The sequence below is a fragment of the Pantoea sp. MQR6 genome, from assembly GCF_022761075.1.
Classification (GTDB): domain Bacteria; phylum Pseudomonadota; class Gammaproteobacteria; order Enterobacterales; family Enterobacteriaceae; genus Pantoea; species Pantoea phytostimulans.
In genome coordinates this window covers 1-22,742 of sequence record NZ_JAKYXB010000008.1, presented here as the reverse complement: position 1 = coordinate 22,742, position 22,742 = coordinate 1, and the positions used below count along the sequence as shown (strand labels likewise).

The following is a 22,742-nucleotide window of genomic DNA, read 5'->3' as shown; positions in this document are numbered from 1 at the left end:
TCTGGGAACAGCAAAAGATGTCCAGCAATCCGCAGCAAAGCCAACCTTCCGTCAGTCATAGTGAACTCATTTACCGTCTTGAAGATCGTCCGCCGCTGCCGCAAACCCTGTTTGCCGCCTGTCAGCATCTGCTGGCCATGTTCGTTGCGGTAATTACACCTGCACTGCTGATTTGCCAGGCGCTCGGCCTGCCCGCGCATGATACGCAGCACATCATTAGCATGTCGCTTTTTGCCTCGGGTGTAGCTTCAATCCTGCAGATAAAAACCTGGGGCCCCGTGGGCTCTGGTCTGTTATCGATTCAGGGCACCAGTTTCAACTTTGTGACGCCGCTGATTATGGGTGGAATGGCGCTTAAAAACGGCGGGGCCGATGTGCCAACTATGATGGCAGCGCTGTTCGGCACGTTAATGGTAGCATCTTGTACTGAAATGGTGCTGTCGCGCGTATTGCATCTGGCGCGTCGCATTATTACACCGCTGGTCTCTGGCATTGTCGTGATGATTATCGGTCTTTCGCTGATTCAGGTGGGTTTGACCTCCATTGGCGGCGGCTTTGCGGCGATGAACGATCACAGTTTTGGCGCACCGAAAAACTTGTTGCTGGCAGGCGCTGTGCTGTTAGTGATTATCCTGCTTAATCGTCAGAAAAATGCTTATCTACGCGTTGCTTCGTTGGTGATTGCTATGGCAGTGGGTTATCTGCTTGCCTGGTCGTTGGATATGCTGCCACAAACCTCTGCTTCCAGCGATCAGCCGCTGGTTGCCATCCCGATGCCACTTTATTACGGCCTGGGCTTTGACTGGAACCTGCTGATTCCGCTGATGTTGGTTTTTATGGTGACATCACTGGAGACGATTGGCGATATTACTGCGACATCTGACGTTTCTGAACAACCGGTAAGCGGCCCGCTTTATATGAAGCGTCTTAAAGGCGGCGTGCTGGCAAATGGTTTGAATTCTTTTGTTTCGGCACTCTTCAACACATTCCCGAACTCCTGCTTTGGTCAAAACAACGGTGTGATTCAGTTAACCGGTGTTGCCAGCCGTTACGTAGGATTTGTCGTCGCCCTGATGCTGATCGTCCTTGGCCTGTTTCCAGCAGTGAGCGGTTTTGTGCAGCATATTCCAGAACCTGTACTGGGCGGAGCGACGATCGTCATGTTTGGGACTATCGCGGCGTCTGGTGTGCGCATTGTTTCGCGCGAACCGCTGAATCGTCGTGCCATCATGATTATTGCGCTGTCGCTGGCTGTTGGCTTGGGTGTTTCTCAGCAGCCGCTGATCCTGCAATTTGCGCCTGACTGGTTGAAAACGCTGCTTTCTTCTGGCATCGCGGCAGGCGGCATCACCGCTATCGTCTTAAACCTGATCTTCCCTCAAGAAAAGTAATTCTTTAGGCAGGCTTCGGCCTGCCTGCTATTTATTCGGATTTACATCCAGGCGGTTGAGCTGTAACGGTATTTCAGGCATAACAACCTCTGACCGGATTTAACTCGGGATGGATGCAATGAAATTTTTAGGAAAGTTTTTTCTCACCTTAGTGCTGCTGCTGCTGCTCGGCCTGGTCTTTATTTATGTCATGCTGCAAACGCAATGGGGTGCAGGTTGGTTTAGCCGTTGGGTGAGTGACAAAACTGACTGGCATCTCTCCCTGAGTAAGATAGAGCACAATTTCTCTGCCCCTTCTCATATCACACTCGATAATTTCAGTTTTGGTCATGATGGCCAGCCTGCGGTATTGGTCGCAAAACGTGTTGATTTGGGTTTAGCGTTAGTACAGTTCAGCGATCCGCTGCATTTCAGCAGCATTGAATTACGTGACGGCGAAATTAATCTGGCAAACCTGACGCCAACCAGCGCACTGCCGGTTCAGGCTAATCGCCTGCAGTTGAACAATATGCGTGTTGATAGCCCGAATAACGCATTGCCTCTGTTCGCTCAACAGGTTAACGGCGGCATAGTACCGTGGAAACCAACCGCCAGCGATATGCTTGGCCGCGATGCGCAGTTCCAAATGAGTGCAGGCACAATGTCGTTAAACGGTGTACCCGGCGACAACGTACTGATTCAGGGTAGCGTAACGCAAGGACGTATGCTGTTCAGCAATATTGGCGCTGATTTGGCCCGCGGCTCCATGACAGGTAACGGTGAACGCGATGCGCAAGGCAACTGGAAGATTAATCAGCTCCGCCTGAATGATATTCGTCTGCAAACCGCCAGCAATCTGGGTGATTTTTTGCGCCCGTTCCAAAACGTACCGTCAATTTCGATTACTCGTCTGGATATGACCGATGCGCGTCTACAAGGCCCGGATTGGGCAGTTACCGATCTCGATCTGACGCTGAAAAATCTTAACTGGCAAGGCAACGACTGGCAGAGTCAGGATGGTTCGCTGGCGATGAATGCGGGTAACTTTATCAATGGTCGTTTTGAGTTGAATGATCCCATTGTTAACGTCGATTTTTCGCCGCAAGGCATTACGCTGAACCAGTTTAGTTCTCGCTGGGCCAACGGCGTGATACGAGCTGACGGCAATTGGTCACGCAGTGATAAACGCCTCACGCTGGATAATTTGGCTGTGGCCGGATTGGAATATACCTTGCCGGAAAATTGGCGAGTGCGCTGGCAGACTGCATTACCGGACTGGCTAGACTCTATTTTAGTGACGCGTTTTACCTCTAATCGCAACCTGATCATCGATATTAATCCGGCCTTCCCCTTCCAGATGACTTCATTGGACGGTAATGGAGAAAATGTGCTGCTGGCGCGTCAACATCAATGGGGATTCTGGTCTGGTAAGGTGAACCTGAATGCCGCTGAAGCCACGTTTAACCGCACCGATTTACGTCATCCTTCCATTGCTTTAACGGCTAACGATCAGCAGATTCAAGTGACAGAAATGAGCGCCTTTAATAATAAGGGTTTGCTAGAAGGCACCGCTGGCGTGGGACAGCAAGCAGATCGTCCTTTAACGCTTAATCTCACCGGACGCGCAGTTCCGGTAAACGTTTTACAGAACTGGGGATGGCCTGCGCTTTCACTAACCGGGGACAGCAATTTGCAGTTGCAGCTCAACGCGGCATTAAAGGCTAATGAACCTTTACGCCCCACCGTAAACGGTAATCTTTCGGTGACAACCGATAACCAGCAATTGCAGCAGAGCATGCAGGCTGGTCAGGTAAAATAACAAAGGGCCGAAATTCGGCCCTTTGAATTAGTTGATTCGGGCGCCTGAACCGCCCTCTTCCAGCGGCCCGTCAGGATCGGCGGGCAGCACAATGTAGACGCCTTCAAATACCGCGCCACACTCATCATCACCAAATAATTCTACCTCCAGCTGCACGCGCGCTTTACGCCCACGTGCCAGACGATCGAGATCGCCACTTAATGAGCCGAGATCGGCGATAGCGCCGGGGCGTCCACTAATAGGCCGACTGTAGCGTATATGTGCATCCGCGAGGATAATCGTGCCGCCCAAATGGCGCTCACGGAGCAGCAGCCAGATTAAACCCCAGCCGGTCAGCGTTGCCAGCGAGAATAAACTGCCCGCAAATAAAGTATGGTGTGGGTTCTGATTACCAGTTTCCGGCATGGTCGTGATGAACTTCTGTCCGGTGTATTGCAGAATGCGAACGCCCATCTTCTCGCTAAGCGGGATATTCTCGTACCACGCCTGCTGGAGCTGGCCGCACCAATCGGCGCGATGCAGGATATCATCCAGCGTGACCACCGGTTTGATCATCAAAAAGTGACGTACCGGCGTGGTTTGCGGCGCAGTAATTTCGCCTTGATTGACATACCCCAGCTTGGCAAAAAACGCCACGGCATCTTCACGGGCGCTACAGGTAACACGCTTTACACCTTCCTGGCGGGCAACCGATTCCAGCGTCATCGCTACCAGCGTACCTAAGCCTTTGCCTTGTACCGAGGGATGAACAGCCAGAAAGCGAATAGCGGCTTCGTTATCAGCATTGATATACAGCCTGCCGATGGCAACGGGATTGCCCTGCTCGTCTACTACCATTTGATGATGCGCTAACGCATCCCATGCATCTCGTTCCGAACCCTGCGGCTGACGCAGCGGTTTTCGCAACATTTCCCAGCGGAACTGATAATAAATATCCAGCTCCTCCGCCGTCTGTGGCACGCGAAGATGATACATAAAGTGATTCTCTCGTTCGGAGCTTGCGTGGCTGTTCCCTTGCCGCTCGGCTAACGACCTCACACCTGCAACCAAAACGTTACAGGACCATCATTCACCAGCGCGACTTGCATATCAGCAGCAAAGCGGCCATTTGCTGTAATGACTTCCTGCTTGCGACAGCAGTCGCTGAAATAGTGATAAAGGCGTTCCGCTTCTACAGGCTCCGCACTACCTGAAAACGACGGTCGCATGCCTTTTTGTGTATCAGCCGCTAGCGTGAACTGCGAGACTACCAGCACGCTGCCGCCCGCTTGTTTAACGCTCAGGTTCATTTTGCCCTGCTCGTCGCTGAAAATGCGATAGCCCAATACACGTTCTGCGAGACGCTCCGCATGCTTCTCTTCATCCCCTTTTTCCACGCCCAGAAGAATCAATAGACCTGCGCCAATTTCCCCTATCACGCTGTGATCGACGCTGACGCTGGCGTGTTGCACGCGTTGAATCAATGCAATCATGGTTCCTCTCGTTTTAATTCTCTTTCTTGTTGTTTTAACTGGCGATAGTCATCCAACGTGGCGGTGATTTCAGCACCTAATAAGACAATGCACCACGTCCAGTAAACCCACAAAAACAGGATAGGGATGACGGCTAGCACGCCATAAATTAACTGGTATGAAGGGAACATCGTAACATACAGCGCAAAGCCCTTTTTACCCAACTCAAAAAGCGCACCGGCAATTAAGGCACCAATTAGCGCATCGCGTGGCGGCACACGTTTGGTTGGAACAATGCTGTATAACAACCAAAAAGCGAGCCACGACAACAGCAGGGGAAAGATACGCAGCATCTGATCAATCAAACTGGTCACGCCTGTGGCATTTATCCAGCGTAGCGACAACAAATACGAGCTGATCGCCAGGCTGGCCCCGGCCAACAGCGGCCCCAGCGTTAAAATCATCCAATATACGGCGAATGAGTAAACCAGCGGGCGCTTTTTATCACTGCGCCAGATGTCATTGAGCGCGGCATCAACCGTATGCATCAGTAGCAGTGCGGTAACAATTAACCCCACCGCACCTACCGCCGTCATGCGATTCACATTAGCCACAAATTGTTCAAGATAACGTTGCAGCGTGTTGCCTGCGGCAGGCATAAAGTTGTTGAAGATAAAGCTTTTCAGCTGCACGCTGACGTCAGAGAACACCGGAAAGGCAGCAAATAAGGCAAAGACCACGGCAATCAGCGGTACCAAAGCCAACAACGAGACGTAAGCCAGATTACCTGCCTGTGTTGTCATGTTGTCGTCGTTAATGCGTTTCCACAGCAGTTTGAGCCACAACCAGAAGGCATGTAGCTTAGGACGGTATCTTCGCAACATCATGGTTTAGTGCTGGCTCGCAAACCAGTTGGGCACAGTTTTGTTGTCAGTGACTAATACGCTTTCAATGCCTAACGCACGTGCCGCTTCAATATTTTGCTCGTTGTCATCAAAGAACACCGCGTGATCGGCGCTAACACCTTCAGTATTCAATACATGCTGATAGATGCGAGCTTCTGGCTTGCGCATGCCCAGATCCTGCGACTGGTAAAGTTTGTCTGCTGCTTGTTGAACTTCAGGATATTGCGTTGGCCAGAAGGCATAATGCAGCTTATTGGTATTAGACAAAATCACCACGCGATGGCCTTCGGCTCGCAGTTTATGCATCAACGCCAAGGTATCAGAACGTACGCCGACAAAGACTGCCTGCCAGCCTGCCGTAAACTGCTCATAGCTCAGGGCAATGTCCAGTTTTTCACACAGTGCAGCCGCAAATGTTTCATCGCTGATTTCGCCGCGTTCGTGTTGTTCAAACTCCTCATCCATATGGAAATGGCTTTGCAAAGATGCCAGCGGTACTCGACTCAGATCGCTCCAGACGCCTAATACGCGGTTGAAGTCGATATCGATGATCACATTACCTAAATCAAATATGTACAGCATGGTGCCTCCTTCTATTCCCTGGATTATTCACTCTAGCGGCAAAAGCCGAGGCTGAACAGGCAACAGCGAAGAGAAAGCTACGAAGTGGAAGCTGCCGCAAGAAAGCGACAGGCTGGTGCTACGCGGGCGGGGTCATTTAGCCGGAGAAGTTAAAATCACACCAAAATCAGAATATGGCAGGCAAAAAAAAGCCCCGCATTGCGGGGCTCATTATTAAACGACTGTAACAGACAGATTAAACGTCTTTGCTACCGCGTGAAGCACGCTTACGGTCGTTCTCAGTCAGGTGACGTTTACGGATACGTACTGACTGCGGCGTCACTTCTACCAGTTCGTCATCATCGATGAACTCGATCGCCTGCTCAAGAGTCATCTTGATTGGCGGAACCAGAGTTGTCGCTTCGTCAGTACCAGAAGCACGCATGTTGGTCAGCTTCTTACCGGTCAGACAGTTAACAGTCAGGTCGTTAGAACGGCTGTGAATACCGATGATCTGGCCTTCATATACTTCTGCACCGTGACCCAGGAACAATTTGCCGCGATCCTGCAGGCTGAACAATGCAAACGCAACTGCTTTGCCTTGGCCGTTAGAGATCAGCACGCCGTTCTGGCGCTGGCCCACTTCGCCCTGACGAATATCGTCATAATGGCTGAAGGTGGAGTACAGCAGGCCGGTACCGGAAGTCATGGTCATGAATTCGTTACGGAAGCCAATCAAGCCACGGCTTGGGATCACGTAGTCGAGACGTACGCGGCCTTTACCATCCGGATCCATGTTTTTCAGATCGCCTTTACGCTCACCCATGGCTTGCATTACTGAGCCTTGGTTATTCTCTTCGATATCCAACGTAACGTTTTCGAATGGCTCTTGTTTGCGGCCATCGATTTCACGGAAGATAACTTTCGGACGGGATACCGCCAGTTCGAAACCTTCACGACGCATGTTTTCAATCAGTACAGAAAGGTGAAGTTCACCACGACCTGATACGCGGAACGCATCAGCATCTTCGGTTTCTTCAACACGCAGCGCAACGTTGTGAACCAGTTCTTTGTTCAGACGCTCAAGGATCTGACGTGAAGTCACGTACTTACCTTCTTTACCGCAGAACGGTGAGGTGTTGACGTTAAAGAACATGGTTACGGTTGGCTCATCAACGCTCAGGGCTGGCAACGCTTCAACATTTTGCGTGTCGCAAATAGTGTCAGAGATGTTCAGCTCGCCCAGACCGGTGATCGCGATGATGTCGCCCGCTTCTGCCATATCAGTATCGATACGTTCCAGACCCAAGTGGCCCAGCACTTTACCGACTTTACCGTTACGGGTTTTGCCTTCGCTATCAATGATAGTCACTTGCTGGTTCGGCTTAACTTTACCGCGCTTGATGCGGCCGATGCCGATAACGCCCAGATAGTTGTTGTAGTCCAACTGCGAAATCTGCATCTGCAGTGGCGCGTCAGCTTCAACCTGTGGCGGAGAAACGTGGTCAACAATTGCCTGATACAGCGGGGTCATGTCGTCCGCCATGTCAGTGTGTTCCAGACCCGCGATACCATTCAGCGCAGAAGCGTAAATGATAGGGAAGTCGAGCTGTTCGTCGGTCGCATCAAGGTTAACGAACAGGTCAAATACCTGATCAACAACCCAATCTGGACGTGCGCCAGGACGGTCAATTTTGTTGATAACCACAATCGGCTTCAGACCATGCGCGAACGCTTTTTTGGTCACGAAGCGGGTTTGCGGCATAGGGCCATCCATCGCATCTACAACCAGCAGCACCGAATCCACCATGGACATGACGCGCTCAACTTCACCACCGAAGTCGGCGTGTCCTGGGGTATCAACGATGTTGATACGGTAGTCATTCCACTTAATGGCGGTGTTTTTTGCGAGGATGGTAATCCCACGCTCTTTCTCCAGGTCATTGGAGTCCATCACGCGCTCAGTAGCTTCGGTACGGGCATCGAAGGTACCGGATTGTTGCAGCAGTTTGTCAACCAGGGTGGTCTTTCCATGGTCAACGTGCGCGATGATGGCGATGTTACGCAAATTTTCGATCACAGCTTTGCCTCAGGCATTTATAGAAATAGAAATAGCGCGCTATTGTACACGGATTAAGCGGAAGACTGAACATGATCACACTTTTCACTGAAAGTTTATTGCATTGAAGGAAATTCGCACTGTTCTCGGTGCAGAAAATGCACTAAGTTGGCGTGACGCACCAAATTGGTGCTGATATTTGCGTGAAAAGCACAATCTTGGTGCAAGGCATCCATCCTGGTGCAGCGCAAGAGAGATAAGAGAGCGCATTATAGCGCTATTTAGCACGATGACAGAAAGTTGGCACAGAATTCGCTTTATATTAATCAAGCGAAAACGACAGTTAGACAACGGTTGAAGAGCTTGCCGAGATTCAGTTGGTTAGGAATGGTTGTAATAAGAGACGCATTCCAGGCAACGAAGTTCTCTCACCATGTAGACAATGACCATTTCCAGGAGAGTTGAGTATGTCCGCTGAACACGTTCTCTCGATGATGAACGAGAATGAAGTTAAGTTTGTTGACCTGCGTTTTACCGATACTAAAGGTAAAGAACAGCACGTTACTATCCCTGCTCACCAGGTTAACGCTGACTTCTTCGAAGAAGGCAAAATGTTCGATGGCTCCTCCATCGGTGGCTGGAAAGGCATTAACGAATCAGACATGGTGCTGATGCCTGACGCAACCACGGCGGTAATGGATCCGTTCTTCGAAGATTCTACGCTGATCATCCGTTGCGACATTCTCGAGCCAGGCACCATGCAGGGCTACGATCGTGATCCACGTTCAATCGCAAAGCGCGCTGAAGATTTCCTGCGCTCTTCTGGCATCGCGGACACCGTGCTGTTCGGACCAGAACCAGAATTCTTCCTGTTTGATGACATCCGTTTCGGTTCTTCTACTTCCGGCTCACACGTTGCTATCGACGATATCGAAGCAGCCTGGAACACCGGTAAAGAGTACGAAGGCGGCAACAAAGGTCACCGTCCAGGTCTGAAAGGCGGCTACTTCCCCGTTCCACCTGTTGACTCAGCTCAGGACATCCGTTCTGCCATGTGTCTGACCATGGAACAAATGGGTCTGGTAGTAGAAGCGCATCACCACGAAGTGGCTACCGCTGGTCAGAACGAAGTGGCAACCCGCTTCAACACCATGACCAAAAAAGCTGACGAAATTCAGATCTACAAATATGTTGTGCACAACGTTGCACATGCATACGGTAAAACTGCGACCTTCATGCCGAAGCCAATGTTTGGCGACAACGGTTCTGGTATGCACTGCCATATGTCACTGTCTAAAGGTGGCGAGAACCTGTTCTCTGGCGACAAGTACGGCGGCCTGTCTGAAATGGCGCTGTTCTACATCGGCGGTATTATCAAGCACGCTAAAGCAATCAACGCCTTAGCTAACCCGACTACCAACTCTTACAAGCGTTTGGTCCCGGGTTATGAAGCACCGGTTATGCTGGCTTACTCCGCGCGTAACCGTTCTGCATCAATCCGTATCCCAGTTGTTGCTAGCCCGAAAGCACGTCGTATTGAAGCGCGCTTCCCGGATCCAGCGGCAAACCCATATCTGGCGTTTACTGCTCTGCTGATGGCTGGCCTTGACGGCATCATCAACAAGATCCATCCTGGCGACGCGATGGACAAAAACCTGTATGACCTGCCGCCGGAAGAAGAAGCTGAGATTCCAAAAGTGGCTGGCTCACTGGAAGAAGCGCTGAACGCACTGAACGAAGACCGCGAGTTCCTGACCCGTGGCGGCGTGTTCACTGACGAAACCATCGATGCCTACATCACCCTGCGTAAAGCTGAAGACGACCGCGTTCGCATGACTCCGCACCCGGTAGAGTTCGAGCTTTACTACAGCGTTTAATCAGTTTTAGGTTTTATGTTGCCGTGGAAATTTTTAGCCCATCTTCGGATGGGCTTTTTTCTCCGCGAATCCATCGTTCATTCGCCTGAAATTCGGCTTAAATACTACAATGCACTCACTTAGTGCAAAGGAACGCTGTATGGCAACTGGCTCTCTGCCCGATGCAGGGCAGATTCTCAATTCATTAATCAACAGTATTTTGTTGGTGGATAACGATTTGGTTATTCATTACGCCAACCCGGCGGCGCAGCAATTACTGGCGCAAAGCTCACGTAAATTGTTCGGCACGCCGTTACCTGAATTAACCGGCTACTTTTCGCTGAATGTTGAGGTGATGCGTGAAAGTCTTGAGGCTGGCCAGGGATTTACCGACAGTGAAGTGACGCTGGTTGTGGATGGCCGCGCGCACATTATGTCACTGACGGCGCAACGCTTGCCTGATGGTTTTATCCTGATGGAAATGGCGCCGATGGATAACCAACGTCGTCTTAGTCAGGAACAGTTACAGCACGCCCAGCAGGTTGCAGCGCGCGATTTGGTTCGTGGTCTGGCACATGAAATTAAAAATCCGCTGGGAGGGTTACGCGGTGCTGCGCAATTGTTATCACGTGCGCTGCCCGATCCGTCGCTGAACGAATACACCAAAGTTATTATTGAGCAGGCGGACCGGTTGCGAAACCTGGTGGATCGCCTGTTAGGGCCGCAGCAGCCTGGCATGCACATCACTCAAAGTATTCATCAAGTCGCTGAGCGCGTGGTGAATTTGGTGTCGATGGAGCTGCCTGACAACGTCTCGCTGGTGCGCGATTATGACCCCAGCTTGCCGGAATTGCCGCATGACCCGGATCAAATTGAGCAGGTTCTGCTGAACGTAGTACGCAACGCCCTTCAGGCGTTGGGTGAAGAAGGCGGCACAATCATTATTCGTACCCGCACGGCGTTTCAGTTAACGCTGCATGGCACGCGATATCGCCTGGTGGCGCGCATCGATATAGAGGATGACGGCCCGGGTATTCCAGCTCAACTGCAAGATACGCTGTTCTATCCGATGGTCAGCGGGCGTGAAGGCGGCACCGGTTTAGGCCTTTCAATCGCACGCAGCTTGATCGATCAGCATTCAGGAAAAATAGAATTTAACAGTTGGCCTGGTCACACCGAATTCTCGGTTTACTTGCCTATTCGCCAGTGAGGTTTCTATGCAACGAGGGATAGTCTGGATCGTCGATGACGATAGCTCCATCCGCTGGGTGCTTGAACGCGCGCTCACTGGAGCCGGTTTAAACTGCGCCACTTTTGACAGCGCAAGCGAGGTGCTAGATGCACTTTCGACTAAAACCCCAGATGTTTTATTGTCAGATATTCGCATGCCGGGTATGGATGGGCTGGCGCTGCTAAAACAGATTAAACAGCGTCATCCGATGTTGCCCGTGATTATCATGACGGCGCATTCTGATTTAGATGCTGCGGTCAGTGCTTACCAGCAAGGTGCGTTTGATTACCTGCCGAAACCTTTCGATATTGATGAAGCGGTCGCGCTGGTTGAGCGTGCTATCAGTCATTATCAGGAACAGCAGCAGCCGCGTAATCAGCCAGTTAGCGGGCCAACAACCGATATTATCGGTGAAGCGCCTGCCATGCAGGATGTATTCCGTATCATTGGCCGCCTGTCGCGCTCGTCAATCAGCGTACTGATCAATGGTGAATCGGGTACCGGTAAAGAGTTAGTGGCGCACGCGCTGCATCGTCATAGCCCACGGGCAAAATCGCCATTTATTGCCCTGAATATGGCTGCCATTCCCAAGGATTTGATTGAATCCGAGCTGTTTGGTCATGAAAAAGGCGCCTTTACTGGAGCGAATCAGATTCGGCAGGGCCGTTTCGAGCAGGCCGACGGCGGCACACTATTTTTAGATGAAATCGGTGATATGCCTTTAGATGTGCAAACCCGCTTGCTACGCGTTTTAGCTGATGGCCAGTTTTATCGTGTTGGCGGCTATGCGCCTGTAAAGGTCGATGTTCGCATCATTGCTGCTACGCATCAGAACCTTGAGCTGCGAGTACAGGAAGGCAAGTTCCGTGAGGATTTATTCCACCGTCTGAATGTCATCCGGGTACATTTGCCACCGCTGCGCGAGCGTCGCGAGGATATTCCTCGTCTGGCGCGTTATTTCCTGCAGGTTGCTGCGCGAGAACTGGGTGTCGAAGCGAAAATTTTGCATCCTGAAACCGAGACAGCATTAACGCGCCTTCACTGGTCCGGTAACGTACGCCAGTTGGAAAATACCTGTCGCTGGCTAACGGTGATGGCGGCTGGCCAGGAAGTACTGATTCAGGATCTGCCTTCAGAGCTGTTTGAATCGAACACACCAGAAAATCCAGTGCAATCACTGCCTGATAGCTGGGCAACGTTGCTGGCACAGTGGGCCGATCGCGCTTTACGTTCCGGTCATCAAAACTTGTTGTCAGAAGCACAGCCGGAGATGGAGCGCACGCTGCTGACTACTGCGCTGCGACATACGCAGGGCCATAAGCAGGAAGCGGCACGTTTGTTGGGCTGGGGACGTAATACCTTGACTCGCAAGCTAAAAGAGCTCGGCATGGAATAAGTGTTGAGATGAACGGCTGGAGCATTGCTTGTGCTTCAGCCGTTTACTTTAGATAACGCGCGAAAATTGCTGCTGACGCGCCTTTTGGCGCAGATAAACATCAAAGCACATACAGATATTCCGAATGAGTAAACGCCCCACTCCCGTAACCTGTAGCCCTGTCGCGCTATGCTCCACCAGCCCATCCGCAATCAATGGTTTCAATAGCGTTAAATCCTCAGCGAAATAGTCGTTAAAGTGTATATTCCATTGCGCTTCTACCGCTTTAAAATCCAAAGAAAAATTGCATATCAGCATTTTTATCACGTCGCGACGTAAACAGTCGTCCTGGCTCAACGTTAGACCTCGCCATAAGCCATTACCCGTGCTGCCCACGCTTTCATACCACACATTGAGCGCTTTTTGATTTTGCGCATAGCTGTCACCGATCATGCTAATTGCCGACACACCCAGCCCAAGCAAGTCGCTATCGCCCTGCGTGGTATAACCCTGGAAATTACGATGAAGCAGGCCTGCACGCTGAGCCACTGCAAGCTCATCCTGCGGCTTTGCGAAATGATCCATACCGATGAACTGATAACCCTGCTGCGTTAGCGTAGCGATGGTCTCATGAAGGATAACAAGCTTCTGCGAGGCCGAAGGCAGCTCCTCCTCTTTGATTTTGCGTTGAGCAGCAAATAGCGTAGGCATATGCGCATAATTAAAGACGCTGAGGCGATCGGGATTGAGCTCAGTAACGCGCTTTAAAGTAAAGGCGAAGCTTTCTGGCGTTTGCAGTGGCAAACCATAAATTAAATCGATGCTGGTTGAGCTAAAGCCTTGCTGGCGGGCTCTTTCCATCAAACCAAAAATGACATTTTCATCCTGCACGCGATTAACGCGCTCCTGAACGGCTTTATTAAAATCCTGTACGCCCATACTCAGGCGATTAAAGCCCAGCGTACGCAGGTGATCGATCATATCTAATTCGATTTCACGTGGGTCAATCTCGATCGACATTTCCACGTCTGCCGCCACGTCAAAATGCTGCTTCAGCAAGGTGACCAAACGGGTAATTTGCGCTTTATTCAGGAAAGTCGGCGTGCCGCCGCCCCAGTGAAGCTGAGTCACTCGACGCTGGCGAAAAAAAGGCGAACGTTGGCGAATTTCTTGCTCTAACACATCCAAATAGCGATCGGCTTTATGCAACTGGCGCGTCACAATTTTATTGCAGCCGCAGAAATAACAGAGGCGATGACAAAACGGAATGTGGATATAGAGAGATAAAGGGCGATCGGGGTAACGCGCTACCGCTCGTTGGAAATCATCTTCTGCATAGTTTTCGCTGAACTCGAGCGCGGTGGGATACGAGGTATAGCGTGGACCGGCGTAATTGTACTTTTCAATTAACGCCTGATCCCACTCGATCTGCTGCGATGACATACTTATTCCTTCCGGTGACGTCGTCTAAGAGAAGGTCGCGATGCAGAAGAGGAGAAAGGTGAGCGGGATGATGAAACCCGACTTATACGATGCTTCAGACGCGACAGGCGTCGTAGTTTAATCAATAACCAAAGTAGATAACATGTAAGTAACAGCGCGAAAATTGATCCAGGCCAAAACATTCGTGTTTACCTGTTAAGCCCGGCATGCGCAAACACACATGCCGGTCAAAAAGCTTAGTTGCCTTTCAGCAGACGATACATATCTTCTTCGGCTTGCTCGTCTTCCTCGTCATCCATGGCGATGCCTAACTGCTCCATCAGCTCATCGATACGATCAAGCGCTGCGTCTAACCAACCTTGATCTTCAGCAGAGAGGGTTTCACCGCCTTCAAGGCGATCAAGCAGATTATCCAAACGGGGATCGTTTTCCAGCTTCGCCAATTCTTCTTCAGGCGTTAGACGCACTTTCTCAACGGCAGGTTTGGTTGGCGCCTTTTTCACTTTAGCCGGTGCGGTTTGACCTTCAGCGCCTAACGCGATCGGCTTCTTACTCCCGATACGCGGATCTTTAGCTGTAGTGCCTGAGCCGCCGTTTTTGCTGCCCTTGGTTTCGGGATTCGCACGGCTGCCTGACGCATGACCGCGATGCTTTTTATCGCGCTTGCGGTCACGTGCTTCAATGTTTATTTCTTCACGCGATTTGCGTTTGGCCTTGGCGGCAGGTTTGCCGTTCGCAGCTCGTGCAGGTTGCTTCATAGTGTTTTATCTCAGCGTTTTTATTCAGTATAGAATTGCGGCGAAATCTAGCAGAAAGCAGACAAAGAAAAAAGGCGACAGCTTAAGCTGTCGCCTTATTTCACACCTTCATAAGAAGGAATCATGTTTTAAATCCTTTTTGGCTCGCAACATCCCGGTTATTCCCGCGCCAGCTCATCTCCTGAGCATCTCCTTTTCCTTGTCCGGTCCCAATCCCTGACCATTTCCACTCCATCGCTCTTCATCTTCATGACATTCCTGAGCGCATCATCCTGATGGGTGCTGCCATGCACTGCACAATAATGTAGACCAATTAGTAAAACCCTCAAGCCAGACTTGTCTTGAGTTTCGATGGAAAACCCATAATTTTTATTTAAATAGATGAATTTTAATGGTTTATTTTTTTAAAAAATTAAATAAAAGAGGATATAACTGCCACTTTTAATGGCAAATCTCTTACAAAAAAGCCTAAAAGGATGCCATTGAGCACTTTCGCGCCATAACGCGTATAATCAGCGCCATTGCCCGAATACGTATTTTTGGAGTGTCATCTTGCCTGAACTAAATTATCACGTTACCCGCTTTATTCTTAGCGCCCCTGACATCCGTCATTTGCCATCTGACACCGGTATTGAAGTGGCCTTTGCTGGACGCTCTAATGCCGGTAAATCTAGCGCACTCAACACGTTAACCAATCAAAAAAGTTTGGCGCGCACCAGTAAAACGCCAGGCCGTACGCAATTAATTAACCTGTTTGAGGTGAGCGAAGGCAAACGTCTGGTCGATTTACCGGGTTATGGCTATGCCGAAGTACCAGAGCAGATGAAGTTGAAATGGCAACGTGCACTGGGCGAATATCTGCAAAAACGTCAGGCGCTGAAAGGGTTGGTGATTTTGATGGATATTCGTCACCCGCTAAAAGATCTCGATCAACAGATGATCCAATGGGCAGTTGAAAGCAATATTGAAGTACTGCTATTACTGACCAAAGCCGACAAATTGGCATCAGGCGCGCGTAAAGCACAGCTTAATGCAGTTCGTGAAGCTTCAGCAGCATTCATGGGCGATGTGCAAGTTGAGATGTTTTCGTCATTGAAGAAGATCAATGTCGATAAAGTACGCCACAAGTTAGACAGCTGGTTTAATGAATTAGAACCGGCGCGCGAAGAAGAAGATGCAGAGAGTGATTCTGAAGAATAAGTAGAAGATGATTAGCGGCCAGGGCGCCGCTTCCAGACAAAGCCCAATAAAAAACGCCCCAGTCATATAATGACTGGGGCGGCTAGAATTCAGCCAAATCCGATTACGTGAAGTAAAAGGTCTGAAAGATAGAACATCTTACCTCTGTACCCTACGCCTCGAACTTTACCTGATTTTTTCTGCGCCACAAAGGATTTTTTGTAGCTGGTTTTCATAACTTGACAGTTTTTTTACCTGGCGCGTCACAAAAATGATTCTTAGATGTAGTTTAATTACCGAAAAAATGCTTAGTCGTTAAAGAGTTAGTGAACGCATATTTTTTCAGGCTCAAAGAGGTATGGCTGAACCGATTAAGTAAACAATTTACTTATAGTTCTGAGCGGGCCTGTAAAAGAGCGCCTTCACAGGCCCAAAGTCAAATTTAATGGGCCTGATCCCAGTTATCACCAACGCCGACTTCCACCAGCAACGGCACATCTAATTTCATACTGCCTTCCATTAATGTACGGATCTGCTGGCTTGCTGACTCAATTGCATCTGCGTTGACTTCAAACACCAATTCATCGTGTACCTGCATGATCATCTTCACCGCGTTGTCATCCTGCTGCTCAAGCCAACCATCTACGGCAATCATCGCCCGCTTAATGATGTCTGCAGCTGTACCTTGCATCGGTGCGTTAATCGCTGCACGTTCGGCAGCTTTACGACGTATTGCGTTACTGGATGTGATGTCCGGCAGCCACAGTCGACGCCCATCAAGCGTTTCGACATAGCCTTTTTCGGCGGCTAACTGTCGCGTATTTTCCATATAACGCAGCACACCTGGATAACGTTCAAAGTATAAATCCATATACCTTTTCGCTTCTCCTGCACCAATGTTCAACTGTCGCGACAGCCCGAACGCACTCATGCCATAAATCAGACCGAAGTTAATCGCCTTTGCGCTGCGACGCTGCTCACCGCTTACCTTGCTCAGCGCAACACCAAACACCTCTGATGCCGTGGCGCGGTGAATATCCTCTCCTTGGGCAAAGGCATCTAACAGGCCTTTATCCTGGGAGAGATGCGCCATAATGCGCAGTTCTATCTGTGAGTAGTCAGCCGCAACGATACGGTTTCCCTTAGCGGCAATAAAAGCCTGACGAATACGACGTCCTTCGTCATTACGCACTGGAATGTTTTGCAGATTAGGATCGGTAGATGACAGGCGTCCGGTTGCGGTAACGGCTTGATGATAAGAGGTATGAACGCGGCCGCTCAGAGGATTTATCATCATTGGCAGTTTATCAGTATAAGTCGACTTCAATTTAGATAAACCACGATGCTCCAAAATGACTTTTGGCAGCGGATAATCTAATGCGAGTTCGGCTAACACCTCTTCACTGGTCGATGGCGCACCGCCAGGCGTTTTCTTAGTAGGCTTAATACCCTGCTTTTCAAACAGAATAACCTGAAGCTGCTTGGTGGAAGAAAGGTTAAACGGCTCACCGGCCAACTCGTGCGCTTTTAATTCAAGCTCGGCCAAACGCGTGGTAAGTTCTTTAGAATGCTGTGCCAGAATATTTTGATCGATCAACACGCCATTTCGCTCAATGCGTGAAATTACCGTCAATAAAGGCATTTCAATCTGCTCGAAGACTTTTTTCGGGCCTGCTTCTTTTTCTAGCTCTGGCCACATTTTTAAATGCAACTGCAGCGTAACGTCAGCATCTTCAGCAGCATAATGCGCCGCCTGTTCTAACGCTATCTGGTTAAATGTGAGCTGATTTTTACCTTTTCCGGCAATCTCTGTGAACGTCACCGTTTTATGTTTGAGCCAGCGTGCAGAAAGGCTATCCATGTCATGCTTGCCGACCACACTGTTGAGAATATATGACTCCAGCATGGTATCGAACTTGATGCCTGCAAGCTCAATATCGTAATTCTTCAGCACCCCACGGTCATATTTTAAATTTTGACCGACTTTAAAGGCTGTGCTGTCTTCCAGCAGCGGTTTGAGCTGTGCCAGCACCGTTTTACGATCAAGCTGCTCAGGCGCATCAAGGTAATCATGTGCGACAGGAAGATAAGCGGCTTCACCGGGCGCAACAGCAAAACTGATACCGACGATATTGGCACTTAATGTATCCAGCGAATCGGTTTCTAAATCAAACGCAAAAACATCGCTTTTTCTCAGTTTTTCAATCCAGCTATCAAATGTCTGCTGATCAAGGATAGTGACGTAGCCATCTGCAGAAAGCACGCTGACGGTCTCGGTCGGCTGCTCAGCCGGTTCATCAGGTAAGATCTTCTGAGCAGACTGATTGTTTTTTTTACCTTGTAGCCACTTTCCATCTTGTAAGTCGGCTAACCAACGCTTGAATTCATAACGGCTAAACAGCGTTTGCAGTGCAGCGACATCTGGTTCGCTCACGGTTAGCTGCTCGCACGTCAACTCCAGTTCAACATTGGTTTTGATCGTTGCCAGCTGATAAGACAGGAATGCGACGTCACGATTCTGTTCCAGCTTTGTCGCCATGGTTTTGGCGCCGCGGAATGACAAATCAGCAACTTTATCCAAATTGTCATAAATGGACTGCATACCGCCCAAGCCTTGCAGCAATGCTTGTGCCGTTTTTTCACCCACGCCCGGTACACCCGGAATGTTATCCGAGCTGTCGCCCATCATGGCGAGGAAATCAATAATCAGTGAAGGTGGTACGCCATATTTTTGTTCCACCTCATCTGGGCCAAGGATCGTGTTAGTCATGGTGTTGATTAGCGTAATAGCGGGTGTGACAAGCTGCGCCATATCTTTGTCACCCGTACTGATCAAAACAGAGCGACCTTTTTGCTCTGCTTCTAACGCTAACGTACCGATTACGTCATCTGCCTCAACGCCACTTACCGCGAGTAAAGGCAAACCCATAGCCTTTACCATTTCATGTAACGGCTCTATTTGCGCGCGCAGATCATCAGGCATCGGTGGGCGATGAGATTTATAGTGTTCGAACAGTTCATCTCGAAAAGTCTTGCCTTTGGCATCAAAGACCACAGCAACATGACTTGGATTGTATTGAGTTAACAGGCTTTTAAGCATGTTAAGCACACCATACATGGCACCAGTCGGCTCGCCAGCGCTGTTGGTCAGCGGCGGAAACGCGTGATACGCGCGATAAAGATAGGATGAGCCATCAACCAGAATCAGTGGATTTTCTGCTATTTGCGCCATAAGTCTGTCTATTCTTCGTTGCCATGGATTGGTCTATAAGGATGCCACAGCTTGGCGAGAATGTTGAATTATGGCGATAAATCACCGTCATTTTTAATGCAAATGAGGCGAGGATCGCAACGATCATGCTGTGGATAACTTTGTGCGTAAAAATCATAACGTTTAATTATTTACATAACAAAAGAATTATCTTTCTGAGTAATATCTTTTAATACATTGAGTTATAGAAAGTCAGTGACCCGATCGAGGTTTTTAATTACGTGATCCCTTGTGTGGATATTAAAATTATGCCCTGGAGATTGGGTAGTGCATTTATAAATTTAATACAAATAAAAAACGCCAGCTAAACTGGCGTTTTTTTTGGCAGATTGCAGGTATTACTTTTTCTCAACCAAGAATTTTACGACGTTGGCATAATCTGCTACGAAGTTATCCATTGAGCTAGTATCCAAACCGCCATTATTTACCATGTATTTGCCATTAACGAAAATCGCCGGCACGCCTTGTAAATTAACATCGGCTGCCGCTTTCTGCTGCTGAGCAACCAATGCCTTAACGGCAAAACTGTTCCATGCAGCATCATATTCGTTAGAAGAGATACCCGCCGCTTTAACGAAAGTCTCTTTCAAACTAGCGGCATCATTGATGGTTTGGCTTTTTTGAATGCCATCAAAAATAGGTGCGGTGACTTTATTTTCAACGCCCAATGCCATTGCAACCGCCCAGGCCTGCGTCACAACTGGACCAAAATCGCCGCCCAGGAAATCAACATGGTATTTAACCACTTTTACGTTTTCGGGCAGGTTCTTTTTCACGGCATCACTGACGTGGTAAGTGCGTTCGAATTGGTAGCAATGTGGGCAGAAAAAAGAGAAAAACTCCATCACCTGAGGTTCACCTGCGACCGGCTTCTGCAGACTGACATACTGTTTACCATCATCAAATTGTGCAGCAGACGCGCTAAACGCCAGCACTAAACCAATCAGTGCAAACCAAATCTTTTTCATCGTGAAAAACTCTCCTGACTTCTTCATTAAAATTGCGGGGTAAGCTGTAGAGGAGGTTCCTGTAACAACTTTTCCTGCTCGGTAAATAGTGAAATCTGTCTGCGCCAGAAATCTTCATCTGTCATCCATGGAAAGGCGCGTGGAAAAGCCGGATCCTGCCAACGGCGCACTACCCAGGCCAAATAATAAACCATGCGCATCGCGCGTAAAGGCTCAATCAGTGACAATTCATTAATATCGAAGTCGCTGAATTCACTGTATGCCTCTAGCAAAATATCCCATTGAATTCGCTGCTCCTGACGATCGCCGTTGATCAGCATCCAGAGATCCTGAACAGCAGGACCGTTTCTGGCATCATCCAAATCGACAAACAGTGGGCCATCGCGCCATAAAATATTACCCGGATGGCAATCGCCGTGTAATCGTAGCGGCTGCCATGCATTATGCCAGCGCTGCTGCAGAGTGATGCCAAGCTTGTCGACTGCCTGTAATAAGCTGGCTTTGAGCTTAGCAGGCACTAAGTTGCTCTGTTCTAATACTTGGCGAGGCTCATGGATATACTCATCCAGGCCCATCGTTGGCCGATGCTCAAACAGCGCCTTACGCCCCGTTTGGTGAATGCGCCCTAAAAAACGGCCAACCCATTCCATCTGATCTTCATTATCAGTTTCATATTGGCGCCCGCCCAAACTGGGAAAAACGGCAAAAAAGAAACCAGAATGCATCTGCAACGTTTTTTCATTCAGAATCAGTGGAGCCGCAACAGGAACTTCATCAGCCAACAAATCCAGAGCGAATTGATGCTCTTCATTAATTTGCTCTGCATTCCAGCGCTGTGGACGGTAAAACTTTGCCACATAACGGCGTTTGTCATCATCGCTAAACTGATAAACGCGATTCTCATAACTATTTAGCGCTGTCAGCCCTGACTCGACACGAATCCCTGTATCCCATAGCGCATCAAGGATCACATCGGGATTCAGCGTCTGGAATGTGAAAGCGGCTTCGCTCATTTTTTACCTATGTAGTCTCATGCTGTTAGCCAGCAAGGATACATTACTCGCCATCTTTAATGACACCTCGGGCACGCAGTAATGCCGTTTTAAAATCGACTTCATAATCTTTTTTCAGCCCAGGAATCTCATCGCTTTGAGCGGAGTCACGCATTTTCAGATGGTAAATCAATACGTCGTCTGTTAATTCACTTAATGGGCCACTGTATCCAGACTGTTGTGCGAGTTTCTGTAAAAATGGTATCAGATTGAGATCGGGTTCCTTTTGCCAGGCAGGTTGTAGTAATTCAATTAACTCATTCAGTCGATGGCATTTCATCTTAGGATCCTCACAACGTGATTAACAGAAAGCTAAAAGCGAGGGCATGATTATGTCAGCATTAACCGGCGTCATCTTGGCCGGTGGTCAAGGCCGCCGTATGGGCGGTCAGGACAAAGGACTATTGCTGCTCAATGGCATACCGCTTTATCAGCATGTTCTTCAGCGGCTTGAGCCGCAAGTCGACATTGTCATGATTAGCGCCAACCGTAACATTGATCGTTATCAGTTGAGTGGCTGCCAAGTCATACAAGATGCTATTACCGATTATCCAGGCCCATTGGGCGGCATTTTAAGTGCGCTGAACGTGATTCCTGGTGACTGGGCGGTATTCTGCTCTTGCGATACGCCAGCAATTCCTCTCGATTATGTGCATCAACTCTTACAGCAAAAAGGTGATGCACCCGCTGTATGGGTGTGCTCACGAGAACGCGATCATCCTACATTGGCGCTAATACATCGATGTGTCGCAGATGCGCTCGAGATTTATTTACAACAAGGCCAGCGTCGCTTAATGCAGTTTTTGACAGAACAAGGTGGCCATGCAATACAGCTCAACGATGATGAGTCAGCTTTCCGTAACATAAACACGCCCGAGGATCTGTTAAAAGTACTCTGATATGACAGCGAAAATACTTGCTATAGCCGCCTGGAGCGGTACAGGAAAAACGACACTGCTACAGAAAGTTATTCCTTTGCTTAAAAAGCGTGGCATCCGTGTTGGCTTAATCAAGCATACCCATCACGATGTGGATATTGATACGCCAGGCAAAGATAGCTACGTGCTAAGAAAGGCCGGGGCCGATCAAGTCATCGTCGCCAGCTCACAACGTTGGGCTTTAATGTGTGAAAACGCCGATACAGAAGAGTTCGATTTGAATTATTTAGTAAGCCGTATGGATACTTCTAAGCTGGATTTAGTTTTGGTGGAGGGATTTAAAAACGAAGCTGTGCCTAAAATTGTTTTATGGCGGGAGGGTACTGAGGAAAGCGCTGAGGCCTTAACCGGCGGGCACGTTATTGCCGTGGCCGGCGATGGCTGCCCGGCGCTTCACGTCCCCCTTCTGAACATCAGCCGGCCTGACCGGGTGGCTGACTTTATCGCCGGCTGGCTTGCCGGCCGCTGAGCCGGCGGTATTTAGCGCCTGATGCGCCGGTATTTAC

19 protein-coding genes are annotated in these 22,742 nt (G+C 49.4%); 8 read left to right on the top strand and 11 right to left on the bottom strand.

Annotated elements, in window-relative coordinates; translation table 11 throughout:
• Positions 1–17 precede the first annotated feature (17 nt).
• A complete protein-coding gene (locus MUG06_RS21335; RefSeq protein WP_243079966.1) occupies positions 18–1,391 on the top strand; it encodes an NCS2 family protein in 1,374 nt (457 codons plus the stop codon).
• A 118-nt stretch (positions 1,392–1,509) separates the two neighbouring features.
• Positions 1,510–3,189, top strand: coding sequence for an AsmA family protein (locus tag MUG06_RS21330; RefSeq protein ID WP_243079965.1), 1,680 nt, complete (start codon positions 1,510–1,512; stop codon positions 3,187–3,189).
• Positions 3,190–3,216: 27 nt separating this feature from the next.
• Here the strand turns inward: MUG06_RS21330 and fabY are convergent, their stop codons facing one another.
• The 5 genes from fabY to typA form a co-directional block, all read right to left on the bottom strand.
• Positions 3,217–4,164 carry a fatty acid biosynthesis protein FabY gene (gene fabY / locus MUG06_RS21325; protein WP_215848128.1) on the bottom strand — a complete coding sequence of 316 codons (948 nt, stop codon included), beginning with the start codon at positions 4,162–4,164 and terminating at the stop codon, positions 3,217–3,219.
• Between the two features lie 59 nt (positions 4,165–4,223).
• Positions 4,224–4,661 carry a D-aminoacyl-tRNA deacylase gene (gene dtd / locus MUG06_RS21320; protein ID WP_215848127.1) on the bottom strand — a complete coding sequence of 146 codons (438 nt, stop codon included), beginning with the start codon at positions 4,659–4,661 and terminating at the stop codon, positions 4,224–4,226.
• Positions 4,658–5,527, bottom strand: coding sequence for a virulence factor BrkB family protein (locus tag MUG06_RS21315; protein WP_215848126.1), 870 nt, complete (start codon positions 5,525–5,527; stop codon positions 4,658–4,660). Before MUG06_RS21315 ends, dtd begins: the two co-directional genes overlap by 4 nt.
• Before the next feature lie 3 nt (positions 5,528–5,530).
• A complete protein-coding gene (gene yihX / locus MUG06_RS21310) occupies positions 5,531–6,127 on the bottom strand; it encodes a glucose-1-phosphatase (RefSeq protein WP_243079964.1) in 597 nt (198 codons plus the stop codon).
• A gap of 235 nt (positions 6,128–6,362) precedes the next feature.
• Complete coding sequence (gene typA, locus MUG06_RS21305) at positions 6,363–8,186, bottom strand: ribosome-dependent GTPase TypA (protein WP_215848124.1); 1,824 nt, start codon at positions 8,184–8,186, stop codon at positions 6,363–6,365.
• A 446-nt stretch (positions 8,187–8,632) separates the two neighbouring features.
• Between typA and glnA the strand changes: the two genes are divergently transcribed.
• The 3 genes from glnA to glnG all read left to right on the top strand — a co-directional run bounded on the left by glnA (position 8,633) and on the right by glnG (position 12,648).
• Positions 8,633–10,042 carry a glutamate--ammonia ligase gene (gene glnA / locus MUG06_RS21300; RefSeq protein ID WP_215848123.1) on the top strand — a complete coding sequence of 470 codons (1,410 nt, stop codon included), beginning with the start codon at positions 8,633–8,635 and terminating at the stop codon, positions 10,040–10,042.
• A gap of 139 nt (positions 10,043–10,181) precedes the next feature.
• Positions 10,182–11,231 (top strand): nitrogen regulation protein NR(II), encoded by a 1,050-nt coding sequence (gene glnL, locus MUG06_RS21295; protein ID WP_215848122.1) that lies wholly within the window; start codon positions 10,182–10,184, stop codon positions 11,229–11,231.
• Positions 11,232–11,238: 7 nt separating this feature from the next.
• Positions 11,239–12,648, top strand: a complete 1,410-nt coding sequence (gene glnG / locus MUG06_RS21290; protein WP_215848121.1) for a nitrogen regulation protein NR(I) — start codon at positions 11,239–11,241, stop codon at positions 12,646–12,648.
• Between the two features lie 48 nt (positions 12,649–12,696).
• On the opposite strand, the gene hemN is transcribed toward glnG, so the two are convergent.
• Both hemN and yihI read right to left on the bottom strand, forming a co-directional pair.
• Positions 12,697–14,070, bottom strand: coding sequence for an oxygen-independent coproporphyrinogen III oxidase (gene hemN / locus MUG06_RS21285; RefSeq protein ID WP_243079963.1), 1,374 nt, complete (start codon positions 14,068–14,070; stop codon positions 12,697–12,699).
• A 236-nt stretch (positions 14,071–14,306) separates the two neighbouring features.
• Positions 14,307–14,828, bottom strand: a complete 522-nt coding sequence (gene yihI, locus MUG06_RS21280) for a Der GTPase-activating protein YihI (RefSeq protein WP_243079962.1) — start codon at positions 14,826–14,828, stop codon at positions 14,307–14,309.
• Positions 14,829–15,380: 552 nt separating this feature from the next.
• On the opposite strand from yihI, the gene yihA reads away from it, so the two are divergent.
• On the top strand, positions 15,381–16,028 hold the full coding sequence (gene yihA, locus MUG06_RS21275; protein ID WP_215848119.1) for a ribosome biogenesis GTP-binding protein YihA/YsxC: 648 nt from the start codon (positions 15,381–15,383) through the stop codon (positions 16,026–16,028).
• 421 nt (positions 16,029–16,449) lie between these two features.
• On the opposite strand, the gene polA is transcribed toward yihA, so the two are convergent.
• The 4 genes from polA to MUG06_RS21255 form a co-directional block, all read right to left on the bottom strand.
• Positions 16,450–19,239 carry a DNA polymerase I gene (polA, locus tag MUG06_RS21270; protein ID WP_243079961.1) on the bottom strand — a complete coding sequence of 930 codons (2,790 nt, stop codon included), beginning with the start codon at positions 19,237–19,239 and terminating at the stop codon, positions 16,450–16,452.
• 377 nt (positions 19,240–19,616) lie between these two features.
• On the bottom strand, positions 19,617–20,246 hold the full coding sequence (gene dsbA, locus MUG06_RS21265) for a thiol:disulfide interchange protein DsbA (protein WP_243079960.1): 630 nt from the start codon (positions 20,244–20,246) through the stop codon (positions 19,617–19,619).
• Between the two features lie 26 nt (positions 20,247–20,272).
• On the bottom strand, positions 20,273–21,259 hold the full coding sequence (locus MUG06_RS21260) for a serine/threonine protein kinase (protein ID WP_243079959.1): 987 nt from the start codon (positions 21,257–21,259) through the stop codon (positions 20,273–20,275).
• Positions 21,260–21,302: 43 nt separating this feature from the next.
• Positions 21,303–21,578: a YihD family protein gene (locus tag MUG06_RS21255; RefSeq protein WP_215848116.1), complete on the bottom strand. Its 276-nt coding sequence runs from the start codon at positions 21,576–21,578 to the stop codon at positions 21,303–21,305.
• Positions 21,579–21,630: 52 nt separating this feature from the next.
• On the opposite strand from MUG06_RS21255, the gene mobA reads away from it, so the two are divergent.
• Together mobA and mobB are read left to right on the top strand one after the other, a co-directional pair.
• Positions 21,631–22,197, top strand: a complete 567-nt coding sequence (mobA, locus tag MUG06_RS21250) for a molybdenum cofactor guanylyltransferase MobA (protein ID WP_215848115.1) — start codon at positions 21,631–21,633, stop codon at positions 22,195–22,197.
• A 1-nt stretch (position 22,198) separates the two neighbouring features.
• Positions 22,199–22,705 (top strand): molybdopterin-guanine dinucleotide biosynthesis protein MobB, encoded by a 507-nt coding sequence (mobB, locus tag MUG06_RS21245; protein ID WP_243079958.1) that lies wholly within the window; start codon positions 22,199–22,201, stop codon positions 22,703–22,705.
• Positions 22,706–22,742 lie beyond the last annotated feature (37 nt).